This is a genomic window from Pseudofrankia saprophytica (assembly GCF_000235425.2).
GTDB lineage: Bacteria > Actinomycetota > Actinomycetes > Frankiales > Frankiaceae > Pseudofrankia > Pseudofrankia saprophytica.
Window position 1 is genome coordinate 5,916,968 of sequence record NZ_KI912266.1, and the last position, 18,927, is coordinate 5,935,894.

The window sequence follows — 18,927 nt, forward strand, 5'->3', positions numbered from 1 at the left end:
GCCTCCGGGCGCACTGCTTTCACGGGACCGCTGTGATCGCGCGCCCTTTGGCCTATCAAGGCCCATCATCGGCAGCCGGGCCGTGGCTGTCTTTGCGCGTTCGGCCAAGTCCTTGCTGGTAGCAGCCAATGTCCGGCACCAGGGCGGCGCCAACGCTAGGCTCGACCGCGTCGCCGAGTCGGTTCGAGCCGCTTCCCCGAACGGTATCGCCGCACCAGCCGTCGACCGGAACACCCAGAGCTGATCTTCGAATGGCGGCGGCGCGGGGTGTATTCAATACGTACGGCTTTCGCGGAGGTTGCCGGGATGCGCGTTGGTCTGATGATCGGCTTGGACAAGGACAGGCGGTACTCCGAGCGGGTGGCCGGGTTTATTGCCGATGCACAGGCCGCCGAGCAGTCGGGTTCACCTCGATGTGGGTGCCGCAGATTCCCGGCTACTTCGACGCGCTGACCACGATCGCGCTTGTGGGCAGGCGACGAGTCGCATCGAGCTCGCGACCGCGGTCGTGCCCGTCCAGACTCGCCATCCGGTCGCCATGGCCCAGCAGGTCCTGTCAACGCAGACGGTCTACGAAGGACGTTTCACGCTGGGAATGGGGGCGTCTCACCACTGGATCGTCGAGGAACAGCTCGGCCTCCCCTACGGGCGTCCGGCCCACCTAGTGCGCAGCTACCTCGAGGTGCTGAACGCGGCGTTCGCCGGGCCGGGTCGGATCGACGTCGACAACGACATCTGCCGGGTGCACAGCCCGCTCGACGTCACCGACCTCGCCCCGACACCGATCCTGGTCGCGGCGCTGGCACCCATGATGCTGCACATCTCCTGCGAACATGCCTCCGGAACATTCTGTGGATGGCGGACGAGGGCCATCGGTGACCACATGGTCCCGCGCGTCACCAAGGCCGCCAGCGATGCCGGGCGGCCGGCGCCGCGGATCGTCGCCGGGGTTCCCGTGGCTCTGTGCTCGGCCAATGAGGTCAACGCCGCACGCGGGTCCGCGAACACGACGCTCGGGCACGCCGAGCACTCGCCGAACTACCTTCGTCTGCTCCAGCACGGGGACGCCGGGGACGTCGGCGACCTTCATGGCGGCCGGGGACGCAGGCATTCCTCGCGACGCTCTGCCCAGAATTCTGAGCCAAAGCTTTGGGCAGGCCGATCCAGCCCTTCGAAGTCACGTCACCAGAGCGATCAGCCCAAGGAACAGCATCTCGCTGTTGTGGGGCGGGTCTGGACATACGACTCACCGGCTCGTCGAGCCAGGAGCGAGCCCGGAGATGCAGCGCTCCGTCCGCTGGCCGCAACGGGCAAGCACTTGGCCGAATCCGCGAAGACGGCCACGGCTATGGCGCCGATGATGAGCCGACAGATCAGCTGGTGAACCCGAGGGGGACCAGACGGCGGCCTCGAGGGAGCTGGCCGTTGATTGACCGACGACGAGCGGGCGGCCCGGCCAGGAGGATCCGCTGCGCCACGACGACGCAGCGTGACGGGCCGAGCGCGGCGATCGAGCTCGCCGAGCGCGGCCATGGAAATCGACGCAAGAACTGAGTAGGCGCTTGCGGCGCGACATCGCGACCACCAGGTCGCCGCAAGAGCGGTCCCAGCGGCCGAAACCTCGCGCCAGGCGTATCCGAGCAGCAGACACGTCAGCGAAGTCACGATCCGAAGGTTTTTGACAATCCGGACTCTTGTCCAACCAGTCAGCCAACCGCCCCTCGGGAACGGTTCGGCACTCTTTCGCAACCTCCAAACGTCGACGACAAGGTGGAGAACATGTCGAACATCTGGAAACTGGCCGATCGGCGGGCGCCCGCGCGAGCGCCCCGGCCCGTCGCATCCAGGCAGGCGCCCACGCACCCGACTGGGTTACGGCTGGCCGGCGCCGCGGTTCTGGCCGCGAGCCTGGCCTTTGTGTCGGCCTGCGGTAGCGGCTCCGACAACAAGGGCGACGCCACCCCCGCGGCGAGCGGCTCCGCCAGCCAGACGGACATCCTCGGCCCGGTCGCCAAGGCGACGGGCGCGCCGGTCAAGATCGGTGTGATCACTGATGGGGCCAGCACGACCGTCGACCTGCGGATCCAGAACAGGGTCGCCGAGGCAACCGTCAAGTACCTCAACGAGCACAAGTCCGGGATCGGCGGCCGGCCCATCGAGATCACCATCTGCGAGACCCAGAACGACTTGTCCAAGTCCACCGACTGCGGCAACCAGATGATCGAGAAGGGCGTCGCCGCCGTCCTCATCGGCACCTCCGGCGTCGTCGAGTCCGCCTGGAAGCCCCTGAACGACGCCAAGATCCCCGTCATGCTCTACGGCTCCAGCGACCCCGGCCTGCTTGCCAGCCCGACGACGTTCGTCCTGGGCAACCCGACCTTCGCCGTCATCGACCTGCCGATCCAGGTCGCCAAGGACAAGGGCAACAAGAAGGTCACCGCGGTCGTCATCGATGTGCCTGCCGCGCTGCACTCCGCGCAGGACATCGCCCCGCCGTTGTTCCAGAAGGCCGGCATCGGTTACGAGCTCGTCCGCGTCGCGCCCGGCACCGCCGACATGACCCCCCAGATGCAGCAGATCGCCGACAACGGCTCGGACGAGGTCTTCATCATCGGCAACGACGCCTTCTGCATCAGCGCCATGAACGGCCTCAAGGCCGTCGGCTTCACCGGCACCATCAGCGCCATCTCCCAGTGCGTCACCGACGCCACCCGCAAGGCGGTCCCCGGCAGCACGCTGAAGGGCATGGTCGTCAGCGCCACCGCTCCGCTCGGCCCGGACAGCCCGTCGATGCGCCTCTACACGAAGGTCGCCGAGACCTACGGCACCAACATCGATCTCAGCAGCCAGGACGCCATGATCATGTTTAGCCTTGTCGCCGGCTTCCAGTCGGCCCTGCGAGGTATCTCCGGAGACATCACCCCGACGACCGTCACGGCGACCATCCAGGCGATGAAGGAGACCGAACTGCCCGGCGCCGGCGGGCTCAATTTCCGCTGCAACGGCAAGGCCATCCCGGCGGAGCCGGCCGTATGCGTCCTCGGTGGCCTGACAACGACCCTGAACGACAAGGGCGAGCCGGCCGAGTACAAGGTTCTCGGCAACACGTCGATCTCGAGCTGACCGCTGTTCCCGACCTGACGACACGACAGTCCTGAGCTGAACTGGCCTGCCGGGCGGGGCGGCCTCGTCGTCCCGCCCAGCACCTCCCCGCCCCGAACGGCCCGTCACCCGCGACGGGCCGTTCCGCCTGTCGGCCTGCCGGCCACCACTGCGTTCTACGGTCAGTGACGACTGGCCCGCGCCCGCGACAGAGCCGGATGTGGTTCCTGTAGGCGTGCAGAGTCGACTCCTTCATCCAGCGGACGAGCCGGGACGCGGTCGGCGAGCCGCCAGCCACGCCGACCTCCTGATCACCCCATCTCAATCCGGTTGCCGCCGCGAGCGCGCGCCGCACGGCTGGTCCCGGATCGGGTGTACGGATCGGCCTATTGGAGCCTCGCGGTGCCGTTCCTTCCTCCTCCTGCGGCGTCGCGGGCCGTTCATTCAGTCCGGGTTTCCCGAATTTCTTCCCAAGTTCTACTCGAGGCGGCCCGCTTAGAGGGTGTCTCACATGGCCGGGGTGGGTCTTGTTGGATGATCTGGGGTGTGGACGACCGCCTTGCGCTGCGGCTGGTACCTGATGAGCTGTGGGAGCTGGTAGCGCCGTTGCTGCCTGGGTTCGCTCCCCGCCCGCAGGGTGGGGGTGTGGCTCCGGTCGCGGACCGGGCGGTGTTCACCGCGGTCGTCTACGTGCTGACGTCGGGCTGTGCGTGGCGGCATCTGCCGCCGGGGTTCGGGGTGTCGCCGGCGACCGCGCATCGGCGGTTCCAGCAGTGGAGCCGGGCCGGTGTCTGGCCGAGGCTGCACCGGGCGGTGTTGGACCGCCATGGCGCGGTCGGGAACGTGGACTGGTCGTCCGGGATCGTCGACGCGGCGAGCCTGCGGGCGAAAAGGGGGGCTCGCTGACCGGTCCGAACCGGTCGACCGCGGCAAGAAAGGATCGAAGATCCACGTCCTGTCCGACGCGAACGGCCTGCCCATAGCCGTCGCGGTCTCGGGCGCGAACCTCCACGACAGCCAGGCGCTGATTCCCCTGGTCACCGGCATCCCGACGATCCGCTCGCGGCGCGGCCCGAGGCGGCGCAGACCGGTGACGCTGCGCGCGGACAAGGCCTACGACCACGACCACCTACGTGCCTTCCTACGCGAACGACAGATCACCCACGCATCGCGCGGCGCGGCATCGAGACCTCCGAGAAGCTCGGCCGCCACCGCTGGAAGACCGAACGCACGATCGCGTGGCTCGGTGGCTACCGCCGCCTGACGATCCGCTACGAGACCAGCGGTCACAACTTCCTCGGATTCCTCACGCTGGCAGCCGCTCTGACCTGCTGGAAGCGACTCCCCATGTGAGACAAGCTCTTATGCACGCGAGAACCGTTGCTTCCCGAGCAAATGAACGCGCCGTTCGCTCGTCGTAGGCGACCGCTCGTACCGGAACTTTGGCCGCATAGGCGCGACCGGCCCGCTCCGCCCGATAGACAACGGAGTGCGAGCCATGTCCTATCTCCTCCCCGATGACGACATCGGGTATCAGGATGTCCGCCACAAACCCCACACCTCGCCCACGAGGGTTCCGAGTTGGAAGAGGCCCGGATCATTGGTCTCGAATAGGAGAATATCACGGCAGTAGGTGGCCTCCTGCCTGGCTTCGCCATCCTCGTCGCGATCGATCTCCAGCGGAGCGTCGTCCAACCCCAGGTATAACCGTCAGACGTCTGGCGCAGCACTTGGTCGACAAGGCCGAGCACGCCCATGTGTTCGATTCCGCTCGCCGCGAGCACTACGTCCGCTGAGTGCCTCGGCGCCGTCTCGCGCATATCTGACCCAACGTCTGATGTCTATTCCACTTGATCGGGGCGTCCAGCCTTCCCTTATCGGCCGGCCAACCGCCTCAGAGTGTGGACGTCCGACGCCCGTCCCGGCACAATCACCAAAGTCGGAGGTCTGCTGTGCCGGTTGAGGAACTGGTCCGGATCGGGGTCGCGCGTCCGATCGCCTCGGTGGAAGGGTCGCGAGACGCCACGTGCCCGCCGGTCCACAACGAGTCGATGGGCAACTCCTCCATCGCCGCGGCTCGCTTCAGGTCGTCTCCGGACAAGATGCCCACGTGGATGTCGTTGCGCGACGCTCATCAGAACGCCTCGCATCTCACCGATGCTCCATCGGAGATGCCGGCGATGCCATGGAGGATCTTCGCCAGCGCGGCCGGCTGGCTGATCATGCACATGTGCCCGGCGTCGAGGTCGATCATCTGGCAGTCACCGAGGCGGGCGGCGAACCGCGCCTGCATCTCGGGTGGGAGGATGGCGTCTCTCATGGTGCGCACCCAGGTGCGAGGAATGGGTGAGCGTAGGCCCGCCAGGTCGACGGGTTCGGTCGTGAGCCCCTCTGCCTCGGGGACGAGACGCTCGAGGCACCAGGCGAACTGCGCCCCGCCGAGGTCGTTGCCGAAGTACCGCTTCGCCCGCGCGGGATCCATCGTGGTCCGCCGCTCGGCCCGAGACGCCTCGACGTGGTCCCGGACGCCCGGCCGCAGCTCGTGCATGGTGCCGGTCCCGGCTTCTGGCACCATCGCGGCGAGGAAGACGGCATGACGGACGCGGCCGCGGAGCAGAGCCATGGCCCGCGGCAACGAGCAGCCACCGAGCGAGTGCCCCACGAGCACGACCTCGTCGAAGCCGGCCGCGTCGACGTCCGCTGTGATGGCGCGCGCGCAGTCGGCGAAGGTCACCGACTGCAGTGGTCCCGGACGGCGCCCCCGGCCGGGCAGGTCGACGGCGATCGTGGGCGCGGTGAGGTGGGGCACTAGCAGGTCCCAACAGCGGCTGTCGAAACCGCCACCGTGCACGAGGACCAGCGGCGTCATCATCGGTCGGCTCGCCCGGTCTCGGTGTGTTCGCCGTGTTCGGGCGCGCGGGTCGGTCGGCTTGGCTGCTGGTCGAACTGCACCGATGCGGTGACCAGCGGGAGGGCTGGGCCGTTCCTGACGTCGAGTTGGGCGAGGTAGCCGTTGGCCTGGACTGGGGTTCGTCGGCCAGCTTGTGGAACGGCTGCCTCGATGCTGATCAGGATTAAGTCGTCCTTGTCCACGCCGCCTCTTCTATCGCCGCCGCCACGATGACCCTCAACGCCCACACGTAAGACGGCTCGGCGGCCCACACCGGCAGTCAGCTCCGGTGCGAGCGCCAACCCGCCCGTCTGGGCCTGTCGACGGTCTCCTGTCGGCTCATTTTTCGGATCGGTACTGGCGGGCGTGCTTGCGGAAGACCGGGAGGCGGAAGGCGCCGGCGTCGTCTTCGCACTCGATGAACTCGACTTCGACGGCCATGGCCGGCGTCATCTCGTCTCTGGTGAAGCCGAGCGGGTTGCTGACGAAGAGTGGGCCTTCGTCGAGCTCGACGAGGATCGTGTCCCAGGGCAGCGGGATCTCCCGGTGGTACCGGTGCTCGAAGGTGGCCCAGCTCACGAGCTCGCCGGTACCGGCGGCAGGTCGCCATTCCAGCTCGTCACCGCCGCAGTTCTCGCACCGCGTGACCGGAGGCCAGGCGAAGGTGCCGCAGCCAGCGCACCGTTGCAGCCGCAACTCGCCCCCGTTGCAGAACTGCCAGAACTCGTCGTGGACACCCCCGAGGAACCGGTTCGGTCTGCGCTCGGGCATGGTCACCCTCCTCGCGTGAACAGGAGCGGGTGCGCGGACTCGGTCGTCGACATCGAGAACAACGACGTCGTCACGTCGTCGACCTGACGGTTACCCGCCTCGTGGCGCAACTGGCGGACCGCCTCGACGACGTGGTTCCACCCGTGCATGTACGCCTCGGACAGCAAGCCGCCGCTCGTGTTCGTCGGCAGGGCGCCGCCGAGGTCCATCTGACCGTCCTTGCAGAACTCCAGGCCGGTACCGGGCTCGGTGAAGCCGTAGCCCTCGAGCTGCTCCACGAGGTGGATGCTGGATGCGTCGTAGCCCTGGAAGTGACCCACGTCGGAACGGGCGAGGCCGGCCATCTCGAACGCCTGCCGCCCAGCCTCGTCGAAATGGGCACGAAGGCGCTCGCGTACCAGTTGGTGCATCTTCGCCTGGCCGGCCTTGGCGTGGCCCCAGCCGGCTACCTCGACGGGGACCTGTGGGAGGTCAGCGGTCATGTCCGTCCTGCGCATGATTAGGCAGACGGCCCCGTTGTTCACCAGGCACATGTCGAAAAGGTGCAACGGCCGCACGATGTAGCGAGACGTGAGATAGTCGTCGATCGTGAGCGGCGCCCGCATGATCGCGTTCGCATTCCGCCCCGCGTGGCGCCGCAATGCCATGGCGACGCTACCGAGGTCGGCCTCGGTAGCGCCGAATGTGTTCATGTAGTGCTGGAAGACGAACGCCCAGTGGGCAGCCTGGGAGCTCCAGCCCCAGGGCGCGAAGTAGTAGTACGAGACCGGCGTCCCACCCTCGTCGCCGTAGGTCGCTCCGCCGTACATCCGTTGGGACGCCCTCGGCGCGGCGGCGTAGACGAGGGCGATCGTGTCGCATCTCCCCTCGGCGAGCGCCACCACGGCCGGCGGGATGATTTGGTCCATGATGTTGCCCTCGGCGACGGCGTACCGGGGCCGGATCCCCAACGCCTCCGCCACCTCTCGCGGTGCTGGGCCCCCATACATGAGGCAGGCATTCATGCCGTCGATATCGTCACGGCCCAACCCGGAATCCGCCAGCGCTCGCTCGAAGGCCACCGTGGCAAGCGACAAACCATCGGGGGCGACGCATGCCGCTTCCTTCTGCCGGCTCGCCCGGTAGTCCTTGGCGTAGTCCGACTCGCCGACGCCGACGATGGCGGCCAGCCGGGAAAGCTCACGAGCAGGCTCCGTAAATCCCTCCGTAGTCACCACTCTCACTGTTTCTCCCTCGCGTCGTCCAAGACGAGTGGCAGGATGGCATGGTCCGCCGAGCCGGACCGGGCTCGACCACCTGGGGCGCTGAGCTGCCCACGGGCGCTCGGGTCATCGTTTCAGGTCGGTGTCCCAGCCGTGGCGGTGCACCTGGTAGATGTCGATGTGGTCGGTGTCCAGCCGGCGAAGGCTGTCCTCGACCGGGCGCATGATCCAACGTCGGAAGCCACCTCGCTGGTTGCGGCCGGGGCCCATCGAGTTGATTTCAGCGCAGCGAGCGGGCCGGCTGAGAAAGAGGAAGTGAGAGGTGTCAATCCACAACGGATCGACACGTCGGTCACGTTCCCGCCGTCGCCCGCCACGCCGCGGACGGCTCCTCGATCCGATACAGCCGTGTGGCGTTCTCCCAGAGGATCTTCCGCCGCACCCCGGCCTCGACATGCCCGAGTCCGGAGGAGATGGTCTCCTGGATGTTCTCGAACAGGCAGGTGGTGTGCGGGAAGTCGGTCTCGAACAGGATGCTGTCGACTGGCAACAGATCGAGGAAGTGCTTGGGCGCCACCGACTCGAACCAGTAGGTGACGTAGACGCTCTGGCGGAACAGCTCCGAAGGCAGGACGTCGCCCGGTTGGCGCTCCCGGCCTGGCCGGAACGCCCCGAGCCAGCTGTAATCGGTCGCCTCGAGCATAAACGGCAGCCAGCCGATGCCGCTCTCCACCGACACGAACTTCAGCTCCGGGTAGCGGGACAGCACACCCGAGGTGATCAGGTCCGAACACTGGACGCCGTTCTTCATGAACAGGCTCACCGCGCAGTACGCCTGCGCCCCTTCCACCCCGTGCTGGGCGTAGCGCTCCGGGGTCGACAGCTCCAACGTGTCCCCCGCGCTGCCGATGTGGAAATGGATCGGCAGGTCGGCCGCCCGGGCGACCTCCCACAGCGGGTTCCAGTGCGGCGACCCGAGCACAGGTAGCCCGTAGCGCTGCGGCTCACCCGTGAACAGGATTCCTCGTGCCCCGAGCGGGACACACCGCTCGATCTCCCGCACGGTCGCCTCGATGTCCCAGAACGGCGTGGCCACCACCGGCAGCAACCGGCGCAGATCGACCGAGGACCACTCCAGGAGGAAGTCGTTGTACGCCGTCACGCACAGCAACTTCAGCACGTCGTCCTTCAGCTTCAGGAAGTTCTCACTGCCGAAGCCACCGACGTTCGGGTAGAGCACCTGCGCCCAGATACCCGCGCCGTCCATGTACCGCAGCCGAGCGTCGGCCTGGTACGCCCCGGGATGGCAGTCCTCGTAGGTCTGCGGGTACTCGGGCGGGAACGTCGGCCAGCCAGCCGGAGCCGTCACCCCCACCGGCGCCAACCGCTCGCCGTTGAGCACCCACGTGTCCGCCGTGCCCTGCCGCACAACGTGCGGCACGTCCTGCCGGTACTTCGCCGGAACCCGAGCAGTCCACACGTCCGGCGGCTCCGTGATATGGCTGTCCGAATCAATAATCAGCTCTGGTGCTGCCGTCATCCTTGACCTCCCAGGTTCAACAACGGTGCCCTTCTCAGCTCATCATCGACGGCCGAACCGTGGCCGTCTTTTCGTATTCGGTCAAGTCCTTGCCCATAGCGGCCAAAGTCCGGGACGGGGGCGTCAGTGGTGTCCAACGGGTACGTGGGACGCCGAGTCCCGGGCTCCGGCAGCACACCGGCGCGCCTGCGACAGGCTTTCCGTCCGCGATTTTCGATCGCGCCCGTGATCTGTGGGGATAATGGACGCGAATGGGTCTCGTGACCGGCCCAAACAAGGACCTGCTACGCAAGGAACAGGCGTCGGGTTTATTGTCGATGCCCAGGCGGCCGAGCACGCGGGTCTCACCCCGATGTGGATGCCACAGATCCCCGGTTACTTCGACGCGCCCACCGTGGCCGCGTTCATGGGGCAAGCGACGACCTGCATGGAGCTGGGGACATCGGTCCCGCCGGTCCAGACGCTGCTGTCCATGGCTCAGTTCCTTGGCTCGTCGACGACGCGAACGGACTGGCTGGCCGGCAGAGCCTGGCCGGGGCGTACGCCGTTCTTGCGCACTGCGACGTCGCCCGTTGCGCGCGCCCGGCAGGCGAGCCGAAGCCGGGTGAGATCACGACGGTGCGCGCCGGGAAGCCTGTGTTCGAGGGCGTCCTGTTCCTCCTCGTCGGCGGGCGTCAGGTGCTCGGCGCCACGAAGTACCTCGACGTGGCACACCGTGCACGTCGCCTGGCCGTAACACACGGTGGGCCAGTGGTACCCGAGACGCCACGCGGCCTCGATGATCGTCTCTCCGGGCTCGAGCTCGAGTTCGGCGCCGATGGGGTCGATGTGCACTACCGGCCCCCGGCGGCCGCCCTGCTGTTCGGTCATGTCACCACTCGGTCCCCGGAGGCGACGAGCGCGGCGTGTTTCATGCCGATGTAGGAGAACACGAAACTGTTGCCGATGCTGGCGCCCGCGCCGAGGTAGGTGCGGCCCATGACCGACGCGGTGCAGTTCCCGGCGGCGTAGAGGCCGGGGATCGGGTCGTGGTTTGTGTCGAGTACCCGGGCGTGCTCGTCGCACAGGAGGCCGCCGCTGGTGCCGACGTCGCCCGGATAGAGCTCGACCGCGTAGAACGGCGGTTTCTCGACAGGTCCCAGCGACGCGTTGGGCTTGTGGGCGTAGTCGCCCTGGTACCGCTCGTGGGCGCCTTCGCCGCGGTGGAAGTCGGGGTCGGTGCCCTGCTTCGCGAACGTGTTGAACCGTGCCACCGTGGCTGCCAGCCCGGCGGGGTCGATGCCGCACGCCTGGGCGAGTTCCTCCAGTGTGCCGGCTTTCTTCATGTAGCCGCTGGTGAACCATTCCTCGGGGGTGTCGGGGCGGAAGGCGAACAGGTAGCGGCCACGGTGGCGGGAGTCCATGACGAGCCAGCTGGGGATGGCGTCGCCGTCGACGTTGCGTGCGTACATCTGCCGGCCGGCCTCCATGTACGAGACCGCCTCGTTGAAGTACCGGCGGCCGGTTCGGTCGACAATGATCGAACCTGGCTTGCACCGCTCGCCGTTGTGCATGCTCGGACGGCCGTTCGGTTGGACTGAGGCTGGGATCCACAACGCCTCGTCCATGAAGTCGACGGCGGCGCCGGCCCCCATGGCGGCTTCGATCGCCTCGCCGGTGTCCCCCGGATTGGCGATCGTCCATGCGCCGTCGTTCGGCTGTCTCGAGTACCGCTTGCGCATCTCGGCGTTGCGGCCGAAGCCGCCCGAGCTCAGCAGCACGGCGTGGCGGACGCGGATACGGATGGTCTGTCCGTCCCGGTCGGCGACGACGCCGACCACCCGGCCGTCCTCCACGATCAGGTCGACCAACCCGGTGTTCGTCCAGACCGATGCCCCGGCGGCGAGCGCGACCTTCAGGGTCTGGGCCACCAGTGCCCCGCCGTTGGCCAGCCGGGTCTGGCGCCGCAGCCGGCCGACGGCCGTCCGCACCCCGACGCGCACGGCCGAACGCATGGCTTTCGGTCGCCGCTTGACCATTTGCAGCGCGGACGCCTCGCGGGTCATGACGACGATCCCGAGCGCGATCGTCATCCCCGGCATCAGCTTGTCGAACCACGGTCCGAGCTGATTACCATCGGTCACCGCGGGTTCGATCGAGCGCCCGCGGGCCTTGCCGCCATGGACGTCCGTCACGTCGGCGTAGTAGTCGCTGTAGCCCTCGCACCGTTCGAACCGCATGCCCAGGTCCTGGAGGAAGTGGACCATGGTGTTGCCTTCGGTGACGTAGGCGACCCGGCGTTCCTTCGACGACGCCGGGCCGACGTCCCCGACCACGGAGTCGAAGTACGCCAGCGCGTCCTCGAGGGAGTCGGGAACCCCTTCGGCCTGCATGAGCGGGTTGTTCGGCAGCCACAGGACGCCCCCCGACATCGCCGTCGAGCCGCCGAGCATTGGCTGCTTCTCGATGAGAAGCGTCTCCAGCCCGCTGGCCGCCGCGGTCGCGGCGCCGCACAGGCCGCCGCCCGATCCCACGACGACGATGTCAGTGACGTGGTTGTAGCTGGCGTCCGAATTCGACACGGTGCCCCCTCCATGGAGTGGATGGCTTCGGTGGGGTCGCTCAGGTGGGGTGCCTTCGGTGGGGTGCCTCAGCCGGCGAGGTACCGGTCGAGTTCGGTGTGCATGTTGCTGATGAGCTGTTCCCACTCCGTGGCGAGGCGGTGTTCGCGGTAGCTACGCGAATGGAGGCCGCGTTGCTGGCCCGCGATGTTGCCGAAGTCCTGGCGCGGGATCTGGCCCCAGTTCTCGTCGTCGTCGGAGGCGAAGCGACCCTTCAGCTTCGCGCGGCCAGGCTCGTCGCCCTCGGGGTACATGGTCAGCGACCACACTTCGAAGCGGCACCACTCGGGGTCGTCGTTGTAGGGGCGGACCCGATAGGAAAGCGCGTTGCCGAACTGGGGAATCATGATGAAATTCGGGAACATGAACACCTCGCCGCCCCACAGCCGCATGCCTTCCGGCGTGGGGCGCAGCGGGATGCCGGCGCCTTCGGCGTAGTCGAACAACGCCTTGATTGCCGCGGTCGGGAAGTCCTCGCCGGGTGGGACCCGGTTCTTCATTCCCCGGAAGACATGCAGGTCCCGTTCGAGGGTCATCGCGTCCTGGCCTTCCCACAGGATCCGTGACCGTTCCAGGAACGCCTCGCTGCCCCGCCCCTGGGAGACGCCGCCCGCGGCCGGGTCGAACCGGCCCCGGAAACGGCCGTGGCCGTTCTCGAACGCGGTGTACTCGACATTCCCGACCGGGTAGTCGTCACCCAGCCCGAAGGTGAGCTGCGGGTGGGTTCCCATCACGTGGTAACCCTCGTGGAACGCTTCCTGGGCAATCTTCCAGTTCGCGTTGAGGACGGTTTCCTTCCACCACCACACCCGCATGTTCTCGACGCAGACGTCGTCCAGCAGCCCCGCTGCCGGCGCCAGCGCCTCCCGTAACGGGCGGGCGTCCGGGTCCATGTTGACCCAGACGCAGGCGCCCCAGGTGTCGACCTTGCACTCCTGCAGCCGGATGTCGTCGGGGCGCAGGCTCTCCGGCGTGAACCCCTCGGCGCCGTACACGAACGAGTTGCTGCCGTCGAGGTTCCAGCGCCACCCGTGGAACGGGCAGACGATCTGCCCGCCACCGAGCCGTCCGGAGCCCTTGCACAGCTGGGTGGCCCGATGACGGCAGGTGTTGTGGAACGCCTTGATCGACCGGTCAGGCTGGCGCACCACCAGAATCGACTGGTCGCAGATCTCGTACTCGACGAAGTCCCCGGGTTGGGGGATCTCTTCGAGGCGGCACGCCATCTGCCAGACGCGCGGCCACAGGTACTCCTTTTCGAGCTCGTAGAACCCTCGGTCGTAGTAACGCTCGCGAGGTACATGTAAAAGGTCGCGCATCGCGAACGGGACATGACCGGCGGCGACGGGCCGGCGGTAGTCAGCGAGAGCCATCGACGTCTACCTCCTTCCGTGCGGGAATTTTCGGGCGGGGCTTCCCGGGCCGGCCTCAGCCCGCCGGGCGGATCTCCCCGATTTCGGCACCGATCTCGTAGACCGTCTCGAGGGTGCCGGTCCAGTGCACCGTGCCGGACGCGCCGGCTTCGACCTCGGTCTCGGCCTTGTCGGTGGCGATGATGAACAGCGGTTCGCCTTCCTGGACGTGCGCTCCCTCGGCCACGAGCAGGTCGATGAGTTCCGCCTCCGAGATCGCGACCGACACCCGTGGAATACGAATGGTGAACTCAGCCATGTGCACCCGTCTTAGCCGATTCCAACCCGAGCGTCCGCCGAACGGCCGCGACAATGCGCTTGGCACTCGGATACACCTGTGACTCCAGCGCCGGCGGCGCCGGATTCGGCACGAACCGGGCACCCACCCGCTCCACCGGTGCCGAAAGCCGGCCGAACAGCTCCCGCTGCAGGATCGCGGCGATCTCCGCCCCCGGCCCGGCGAACTGCACCGCGTCGTGCACGACGACCGCCCGCGTCGTGCGGCCCACGGACTCGACCATCGCCGCCACGTCGAGCGGGACGAGGGTGCGCAGGTCGAGCACCTCGGCGCTGACGCCGTCGGCCTCGAGCTGGATCGCCGCGCCGAGCGCCTCCACCACCCCGCGGCCGTAGCTGATCAACGTGACGTCGCTGCCCGGTCGCTTCACGTCCGCCTGGCCGAGCGGGACCGAGAAGCCAGGGTCGACCGGCACCATCCCGCGCTGGGCCCCCAGCCGGATCGTCTCCACGAAGATGCACGGGTCGTCGTCGAAGATCGCCGACGTGAGCAGTCCTTTGCCGTCCCGCGGCGTCGAGGGCACGACCACCTTGAGGCCCGGGACGTGCATGAACCACGCTTCCAGCGACTGTGAGTGCGTCGCCCCGGTCCCTATCCCGCCGTAGACCTGCGTCCGGACGGTAATGGGTGCGCTCGTCCGCCCCCCTGTCATGAACCGCAGCTTCGCCGCGTTGTTGACGATCTGGTCGGCGGCGATGCCGATAAAGTCCATAATCATGATCTCGGCGACCGGACGGAACCCCTCCATCGCGGCGCCAATCGCCGCGCCCACGATCGCCGACTCGGAGATCGGCGTGTCGAGCACCCGCTCAGTGCCGTACTTGGTCGACAGCCCCTTGGTCGGCCCGCTGGCGCCGGGGTCGGCGATGTCCTCCCCCAGCAGGAAGACGCGTTCGTCGCGCGCCAGCGCCTGGTCCAACGCGAGGTTCAACGCCTCGCGCATCGTCATTCGTCGCTCGTCCACGTCCACCTCTATGCGGGTCCGTTGAGCCAATCAAGTGTGCGATCATGGTGAACCCGGCGCGGTCTGCGAGGCGCTCTCCCAGCGACGCCAGGCGGGATATGCAGGCCTAGGCGGGGCAGTTGCGTGGGTCGGCGTACACATCGCGATCCAGCTCGTCGACCAGTGCGCCCGGCGCCGTCAGGACGACAGTCAGTGCTTCCTCGACCGCCGTGGCCGCCGCCGCGTCGATCTCGTCGAGGTCGGGCTCACTACAGATCCCGGCCAGACACAGCCGCGACCGGAACCGCGGGATCGGGTCGGCCTCCAACGCGGCGGCCAACTGCTCAGTCGGGATGTACGCCATCGGGTCGCCGAAGTAGTGGCCGCGGAACCGGAACGTCACGCACTCCAGCAGCGTCGGGCCGTCCCCGCTCCTCGCTCGGTCCACCGCCTCGGTCAACGCGGCGACGACGGCGAGCGGATCGTTGCCGTCGACGCGGACACCTGGCATGCCGTACCCGCTCGCCCGATGCGCGACCTGGGAGATCTTCATCGTGTGCTCGGTCGGCGTCATCTCGGCGTACAGGTTGTTCTGGCAGAGCAGCACCAGCGGCAGATCCCACAGCGCCGCCATGTTCGCCGCCTCGTGAAACGAGCCGGTGTTCGTGGCCCCGTCGCCGAAACTCGCGACGGTCACCCGGTCGAGGCCCTTGCGCTGGGCGGCCATGGCCAACCCCACCGCGACCGGCGGCCCCGCTCCCACGATCCCGGTCGACAGCATCACGCCGCATTCCGGGCTGGCAATGTGCATCGTGCCGCCCTTGCCCCGGCTCGACCCCGTCTGTCGACCGAGCATCTCGCCGTAGATCTCCACCAGCGGCACGCCTTTGCCGATCAAATCATGCAACCCCCGGTAGTTCGTGACCAACTGGTCGTCCCGCCGAAGGCATACCCCCATTGCAGCGGCGATCGCCTCCTGGCCACGAGGCGGCCAGTACACGCACTGCAGCTCACCCGACGCGATCCCCTTACTCAACCGGTCGTCAGCCGCCTTCATCAGCGTCATCAGCTCGTACAGCCGGCGCTGCAGCTCGGGTGACACGCCCACCGTTCGATCCGCCGTCACGTTCCGTCCTCCTCGGACCCGGTCCCGCTCATCCCTCGGCGACCAGGTGGTTGTTCAACACGCCGACCTCTTCCACCTCGCACACGATCTGGTCGCCGACCGCGGCCACCGGAGGCGGCAGTGGCGTGCCCAGGGTCACCACGTCACCGGGAAAGAGGCTGACCCGGTGGCTGACATGGCTCAACATCTCGCTCGGAGCGAACCTGTAGTGGCGGGTGTTGCCTGACTGGACCTTCACGCCGTTGACGGTCCCGGTGATAGCGAGGCCCTGAAGGACCCGTTCCTCGGTGAGGTCCCGCCGGATCCACGGACCCCACGAGGCGAAGCCATCGATCGACTTGGCCGTCGCCCAGAGGCCGGGCACCACGTACTCGGCGGCGGTCACGTCGTTGAAAACGCTCCAGCCGAAGATGGCCCCGGCCGCCTCGGCCGGTGACGCGCCGCTCAGCGGGCGACCGACGACGACGGCCAGCTCCGCCTCCACATTCACTGGCCCGCGCAGCGCCGAGGGCACCCGGATCTCAGCTCCGTCACCGCTGACGAAGTTGCACGCCTTCGGCACCCACATCGGCTCGGCCCCCGATGGGCGTGACGTGCCCGGTTCCAGGAAACCGCCCATAACAGCAATCAGCCGGACACCGGCCAGCGGCGCACCGAGCACGACATCCACCAACGGTAACGACTGCCCACTTCGGCGGTACTCACCGAACACATCGCCCACCAGGAGGTGGAACCGGTCATCCACCACCTCCCCGAAACACGACGTGTCACCGATCAGCGCGCGGCCAAGCAACATGGCTGGTACCCCTTCTACGACTGGAGGACTCGGTAAGGAAATCCCTGCCTGGTGTGGCGAGTGCCGGCCGATCGGCTGCTGGCGTTCGTCCGACTCGGCTGAATCGGATCGCGGCGGGCGAGCAGCCGCCGCCCGGCTCGCGTCAGTACTCGAGTTCCGCATACGAGGGGTCATTCCGGTCCCGGGAGCCGAGACCGAGAAGCGGCGGCGGCGGACCTCCCGCCGGGGCGATATATGTGAGCTCCACGATCACTAGCCGATTCGCGATCTTCCACTCGCCGTCACGGCGTTCGAAACGATCGACGTAGCGCCCGAGCGCGAGTAGGAGGCGTTCCTCGCCGTCCGTCTCCATGCTCTGCCACGCCATGAAGTACGTCTCGCAACCCGCGGTCTCGTCGCCGTGCAGGGTGATGAGCTGGTTCGTGACGTGATGCGCCGAGACCTTCCACGAGCGGGCGAGGTCGGCGATGCCTCGGCCGACAGTCGCGCCCGTGTAGCGCTGGCGGCCGTGGTCGTCGACCGCGTCGGGGTGGTAGGCGGAACTGATGAGGTCCGGATCAGCGCGGTCCACGCCGCGGCAGTACCGCATGATCGCCTCACGGATGGCCTGCTTGTCGAGCAGCTGCTGGATCGCTGCGCGCTCGGTGCCCGCGATGTCCGTCAACGCACGCTGCTCTCCGGAGACGGACGCGAATGATCGACCAGGATGGTGCAGGTACCGCATGCCAGACGGGTGCCTCGCTCGCCCGCGGTCCGCAGCCGAGGAGTAACGCGCGCGCTTTCCCGCGCGGGCGTCGTCTCGGTCAGTCGCCCAGCCGCTGTCACGACCTGGCCCCTCGGGTTCGGCGACCGGAACGGCCCGACATCGTCACCTTCCTCAGCGTCATTGATCAGTGATCTCCGATGGATTGGCAGCGGATCACGGTCTGCCTGCACGTAGGCACCACGTCACCGCGCTGCCGCGTCCACATCGTCCGGTGCGGATGAACAGCACAGGCCGAGCGAGTCCTCACGCTCACGTGACCCACCGAGGTGGCTGACGGAGTCGATCTCGTCGTGGACCTGCGGGCGCTCTGCCCGCGAACCGGGTTCGGCGGTGCCCTGTCGGCTCATCATCGACGGGTCGAACCGTGGCCGTCTTTGCAGGTTCGGTCAAGTGTTTGCCCATTCCGGCCACACCGGTGTCCGTTCCCACCGCTGCACTAGGGTCCGTCCATGGCTGTCCCTGCAAATGGAACCCGAATCTTGCCTATTTCGGCCAACTTCCGGCGCGAGGGTGCCGACCCCGCGGTGGTCCGAGCTGGCACCTACGCCCTGGAGGTCGGGGACGAGGTGATCACCGGCTGGCACTCGCACGACCTGCATCAGCTGGAGTACGCGTTCGAGGGCGTCGCCGAGGTCGAGACAATGACGGCGCGCTACCTTCTCCCGCCCCAGCAGGCCGTGTGGATCCCCGCCGGGATCGTCCACTGCAGCACGTGGACGCACGTCAAGGCCGTCTCGGTCTTCTTCGACCCGGTGATGGGCATACCGGCGGGCGACCGGGTCCGCATCCTCGCCGCCGCACCGGTGATCCGGGAGATGATCCACTACGCGAAGCGGTGGCCGATCGCCCGGACGTCGAACGACCCGATGGCTGACGCCATCTTCGAAGCCCTCGCCTACCTCGTCGTCGAATGGCTCGACCACGAGACCCCGCTGTGCCTGCCGACCACCGGCGACCCGCTCGTGGCCGCGGCCATGAAGTACACCACCGAGCACCTGACCGACGTGTCCTTACCCCAGCTGTGCGCCGCTGTGGGAGTCTCGGAGCGGTCGTTGCGCCGAGCGTTCCTCGCCGCGACCGGCATGTCCTGGCGTCGGTACCTCCTGGAAAGCCGGCTGCTGAAGGCCATGGCTCTGCTCGCTCAGGACGGCCAGAACCAGAACGTCATCACCGTCGCGCTCGCTGTCGGCTTCCAGAGCGTGAGCGCCTTCACCCGCGCGTTCGGCCAGTACACCGGGGAGACGCCCACCGGCTACCGCCAGCGCGTCCGCGCCGGCTGAACTCGTTCAGGCAGCGAACCGGCTCCAGACAGCACACCGACGTCGACGTGGGCGCGCGCAACGCTCGACGCCACCCGCTTACGGCCTACCCACTACGGCCTGGCCGAAATGGGCAAGCACTTGACCGGACGCGCAAAGACGGCCAAGGCCCGGCCGTCGATGATGAGCCGACAGGAGACCGTCGGCGGACCCAGACGGGCA

Annotated in this window: 17 protein-coding genes and 1 pseudogene; 4 read left to right on the plus strand and 14 right to left on the minus strand. The window is 67.8% G+C overall.

The features are described 5' to 3' along the window. Positions 1 to 379: 379 nt before the first annotated feature. The 3 genes and pseudogenes from FRCN3DRAFT_RS46150 to FRCN3DRAFT_RS53345 all read left to right on the plus strand — a co-directional run bounded on the left by FRCN3DRAFT_RS46150 (position 380) and on the right by FRCN3DRAFT_RS53345 (position 4,455). Positions 380 to 1,384 carry an LLM class flavin-dependent oxidoreductase gene (locus FRCN3DRAFT_RS46150; protein WP_232794137.1) on the plus strand — a complete coding sequence of 335 codons (1,005 nt, stop codon included), beginning with the start codon at positions 380 to 382 and terminating at the stop codon, positions 1,382 to 1,384. Positions 1,385 to 1,779: 395 nt separating this feature from the next. Then, positions 1,780 to 3,123, plus strand: a complete 1,344-nt coding sequence (locus tag FRCN3DRAFT_RS0225025; protein ID WP_007515042.1) for an ABC transporter substrate-binding protein — start codon at positions 1,780 to 1,782, stop codon at positions 3,121 to 3,123. Between the two features lie 513 nt (positions 3,124 to 3,636). Then, positions 3,637 to 4,455, plus strand: a pseudogene (locus FRCN3DRAFT_RS53345) (IS5 family transposase). Positions 4,456 to 5,236: 781 nt separating this feature from the next. On the opposite strand, the gene FRCN3DRAFT_RS0225045 reads toward FRCN3DRAFT_RS53345, so the two are convergent. The 14 genes from FRCN3DRAFT_RS0225045 to FRCN3DRAFT_RS0225115 form a co-directional block, all read right to left on the minus strand. After that, positions 5,237 to 5,974, minus strand: coding sequence for an alpha/beta fold hydrolase (locus FRCN3DRAFT_RS0225045; protein WP_007515045.1), 738 nt, complete (start codon positions 5,972 to 5,974; stop codon positions 5,237 to 5,239). Then, a complete protein-coding gene (locus FRCN3DRAFT_RS0225050) occupies positions 5,971 to 6,195 on the minus strand; it encodes a hypothetical protein (protein WP_027140910.1) in 225 nt (74 codons plus the stop codon). Before FRCN3DRAFT_RS0225050 ends, FRCN3DRAFT_RS0225045 begins: the two co-directional genes overlap by 4 nt. A gap of 136 nt (positions 6,196 to 6,331) precedes the next feature. Next, positions 6,332 to 6,763, minus strand: coding sequence for a Zn-ribbon domain-containing OB-fold protein (locus FRCN3DRAFT_RS46155; protein WP_007515046.1), 432 nt, complete (start codon positions 6,761 to 6,763; stop codon positions 6,332 to 6,334). 2 nt (positions 6,764 to 6,765) lie between these two features. Then, entirely contained in the window at positions 6,766 to 7,977 is a 1,212-nt protein-coding gene (locus FRCN3DRAFT_RS46160) for a thiolase C-terminal domain-containing protein (protein WP_232794138.1), read from the minus strand. Positions 7,978 to 8,091: 114 nt separating this feature from the next. Then, positions 8,092 to 8,421 (minus strand): aldo/keto reductase, encoded by a 330-nt coding sequence (locus FRCN3DRAFT_RS58295; protein ID WP_157845258.1) that lies wholly within the window; start codon positions 8,419 to 8,421, stop codon positions 8,092 to 8,094. Then, positions 8,318 to 9,505: an amidohydrolase family protein gene (locus FRCN3DRAFT_RS0225070; protein ID WP_007515049.1), complete on the minus strand. Its 1,188-nt coding sequence runs from the start codon at positions 9,503 to 9,505 to the stop codon at positions 8,318 to 8,320. The genes FRCN3DRAFT_RS58295 and FRCN3DRAFT_RS0225070 overlap by 104 nt, the downstream gene beginning before the upstream one ends. 477 nt (positions 9,506 to 9,982) lie before the next feature. After that, positions 9,983 to 10,375 (minus strand): 2Fe-2S iron-sulfur cluster-binding protein, encoded by a 393-nt coding sequence (locus FRCN3DRAFT_RS46165; protein WP_007515053.1) that lies wholly within the window; start codon positions 10,373 to 10,375, stop codon positions 9,983 to 9,985. Then, positions 10,372 to 12,066 (minus strand): FAD-binding protein, encoded by a 1,695-nt coding sequence (locus tag FRCN3DRAFT_RS0225085; RefSeq protein WP_007515054.1) that lies wholly within the window; start codon positions 12,064 to 12,066, stop codon positions 10,372 to 10,374. The genes FRCN3DRAFT_RS46165 and FRCN3DRAFT_RS0225085 overlap by 4 nt, the downstream gene beginning before the upstream one ends. Before the next feature lie 68 nt (positions 12,067 to 12,134). After that, entirely contained in the window at positions 12,135 to 13,478 is a 1,344-nt protein-coding gene (locus tag FRCN3DRAFT_RS0225090; RefSeq protein ID WP_007515055.1) for an aromatic ring-hydroxylating oxygenase subunit alpha, read from the minus strand. Positions 13,479 to 13,533: 55 nt separating this feature from the next. Continuing rightward, positions 13,534 to 13,776 (minus strand): lipoyl domain-containing protein, encoded by a 243-nt coding sequence (locus tag FRCN3DRAFT_RS0225095; RefSeq protein WP_007515056.1) that lies wholly within the window; start codon positions 13,774 to 13,776, stop codon positions 13,534 to 13,536. Beyond that, on the minus strand, positions 13,769 to 14,764 hold the full coding sequence (locus FRCN3DRAFT_RS0225100) for an alpha-ketoacid dehydrogenase subunit beta (protein ID WP_007515057.1): 996 nt from the start codon (positions 14,762 to 14,764) through the stop codon (positions 13,769 to 13,771). The genes FRCN3DRAFT_RS0225095 and FRCN3DRAFT_RS0225100 overlap by 8 nt, the downstream gene beginning before the upstream one ends. Positions 14,765 to 14,885: 121 nt before the next feature. Continuing rightward, the gene (locus FRCN3DRAFT_RS0225105; RefSeq protein ID WP_007515058.1) at positions 14,886 to 15,884 is read right to left on the minus strand and encodes a thiamine pyrophosphate-dependent dehydrogenase E1 component subunit alpha; all 999 of its coding nucleotides are present in this window, start codon (positions 15,882 to 15,884) and stop codon (positions 14,886 to 14,888) included. A 28-nt stretch (positions 15,885 to 15,912) separates the two neighbouring features. Further along, on the minus strand, positions 15,913 to 16,680 hold the full coding sequence (locus FRCN3DRAFT_RS0225110) for a fumarylacetoacetate hydrolase family protein (RefSeq protein ID WP_007515059.1): 768 nt from the start codon (positions 16,678 to 16,680) through the stop codon (positions 15,913 to 15,915). 142 nt (positions 16,681 to 16,822) lie between these two features. Beyond that, positions 16,823 to 17,344, minus strand: coding sequence for a nuclear transport factor 2 family protein (locus FRCN3DRAFT_RS0225115; protein ID WP_007515060.1), 522 nt, complete (start codon positions 17,342 to 17,344; stop codon positions 16,823 to 16,825). Between the two features lie 668 nt (positions 17,345 to 18,012). On the opposite strand from FRCN3DRAFT_RS0225115, the gene FRCN3DRAFT_RS0225120 reads away from it, so the two are divergent. After that, on the plus strand, positions 18,013 to 18,726 hold the full coding sequence (locus FRCN3DRAFT_RS0225120; RefSeq protein WP_035929412.1) for an AraC family transcriptional regulator: 714 nt from the start codon (positions 18,013 to 18,015) through the stop codon (positions 18,724 to 18,726). Positions 18,727 to 18,927 lie beyond the last annotated feature (201 nt).

What these genes read in the sequence shown, in the direction of transcription:
- FRCN3DRAFT_RS0225045 (WP_007515045.1), bottom strand. Translation starts at nt 5,974, where the DNA reads ATGATGACGCCGCTGGTCCTCGTGCACGGTGGCGGTTTCGACAGCCGC.
- FRCN3DRAFT_RS0225070 (WP_007515049.1), bottom strand. Translation starts at nt 9,505, where the DNA reads ATGACGGCAGCACCAGAGCTGATTATTGATTCGGACAGCCATATCACG.
- FRCN3DRAFT_RS0225090 (WP_007515055.1), bottom strand. Translation starts at nt 13,478, where the DNA reads ATGGCTCTCGCTGACTACCGCCGGCCCGTCGCCGCCGGTCATGTCCCG.
- FRCN3DRAFT_RS46150 (WP_232794137.1), top strand. Translation starts at nt 380, where the DNA reads ATGCACAGGCCGCCGAGCAGTCGGGTTCACCTCGATGTGGGTGCCGCA.
- FRCN3DRAFT_RS0225100 (WP_007515057.1), bottom strand. Translation starts at nt 14,764, where the DNA reads ATGACGATGCGCGAGGCGTTGAACCTCGCGTTGGACCAGGCGCTGGCG.
- FRCN3DRAFT_RS46155 (WP_007515046.1), bottom strand. Translation starts at nt 6,763, where the DNA reads ATGCCCGAGCGCAGACCGAACCGGTTCCTCGGGGGTGTCCACGACGAG.
- FRCN3DRAFT_RS0225095 (WP_007515056.1), bottom strand. Translation starts at nt 13,776, where the DNA reads ATGGCTGAGTTCACCATTCGTATTCCACGGGTGTCGGTCGCGATCTCG.
- FRCN3DRAFT_RS0225110 (WP_007515059.1), bottom strand. Translation starts at nt 16,680, where the DNA reads ATGTTGCTTGGCCGCGCGCTGATCGGTGACACGTCGTGTTTCGGGGAG.
- FRCN3DRAFT_RS46165 (WP_007515053.1), bottom strand. Translation starts at nt 10,375, where the DNA reads ATGACCGAACAGCAGGGCGGCCGCCGGGGGCCGGTAGTGCACATCGAC.
- FRCN3DRAFT_RS0225025 (WP_007515042.1), top strand. Translation starts at nt 1,780, where the DNA reads ATGTCGAACATCTGGAAACTGGCCGATCGGCGGGCGCCCGCGCGAGCG.
- FRCN3DRAFT_RS58295 (WP_157845258.1), bottom strand. Translation starts at nt 8,421, where the DNA reads ATGTCGAGGCCGGGGTGCGGCGGAAGATCCTCTGGGAGAACGCCACAC.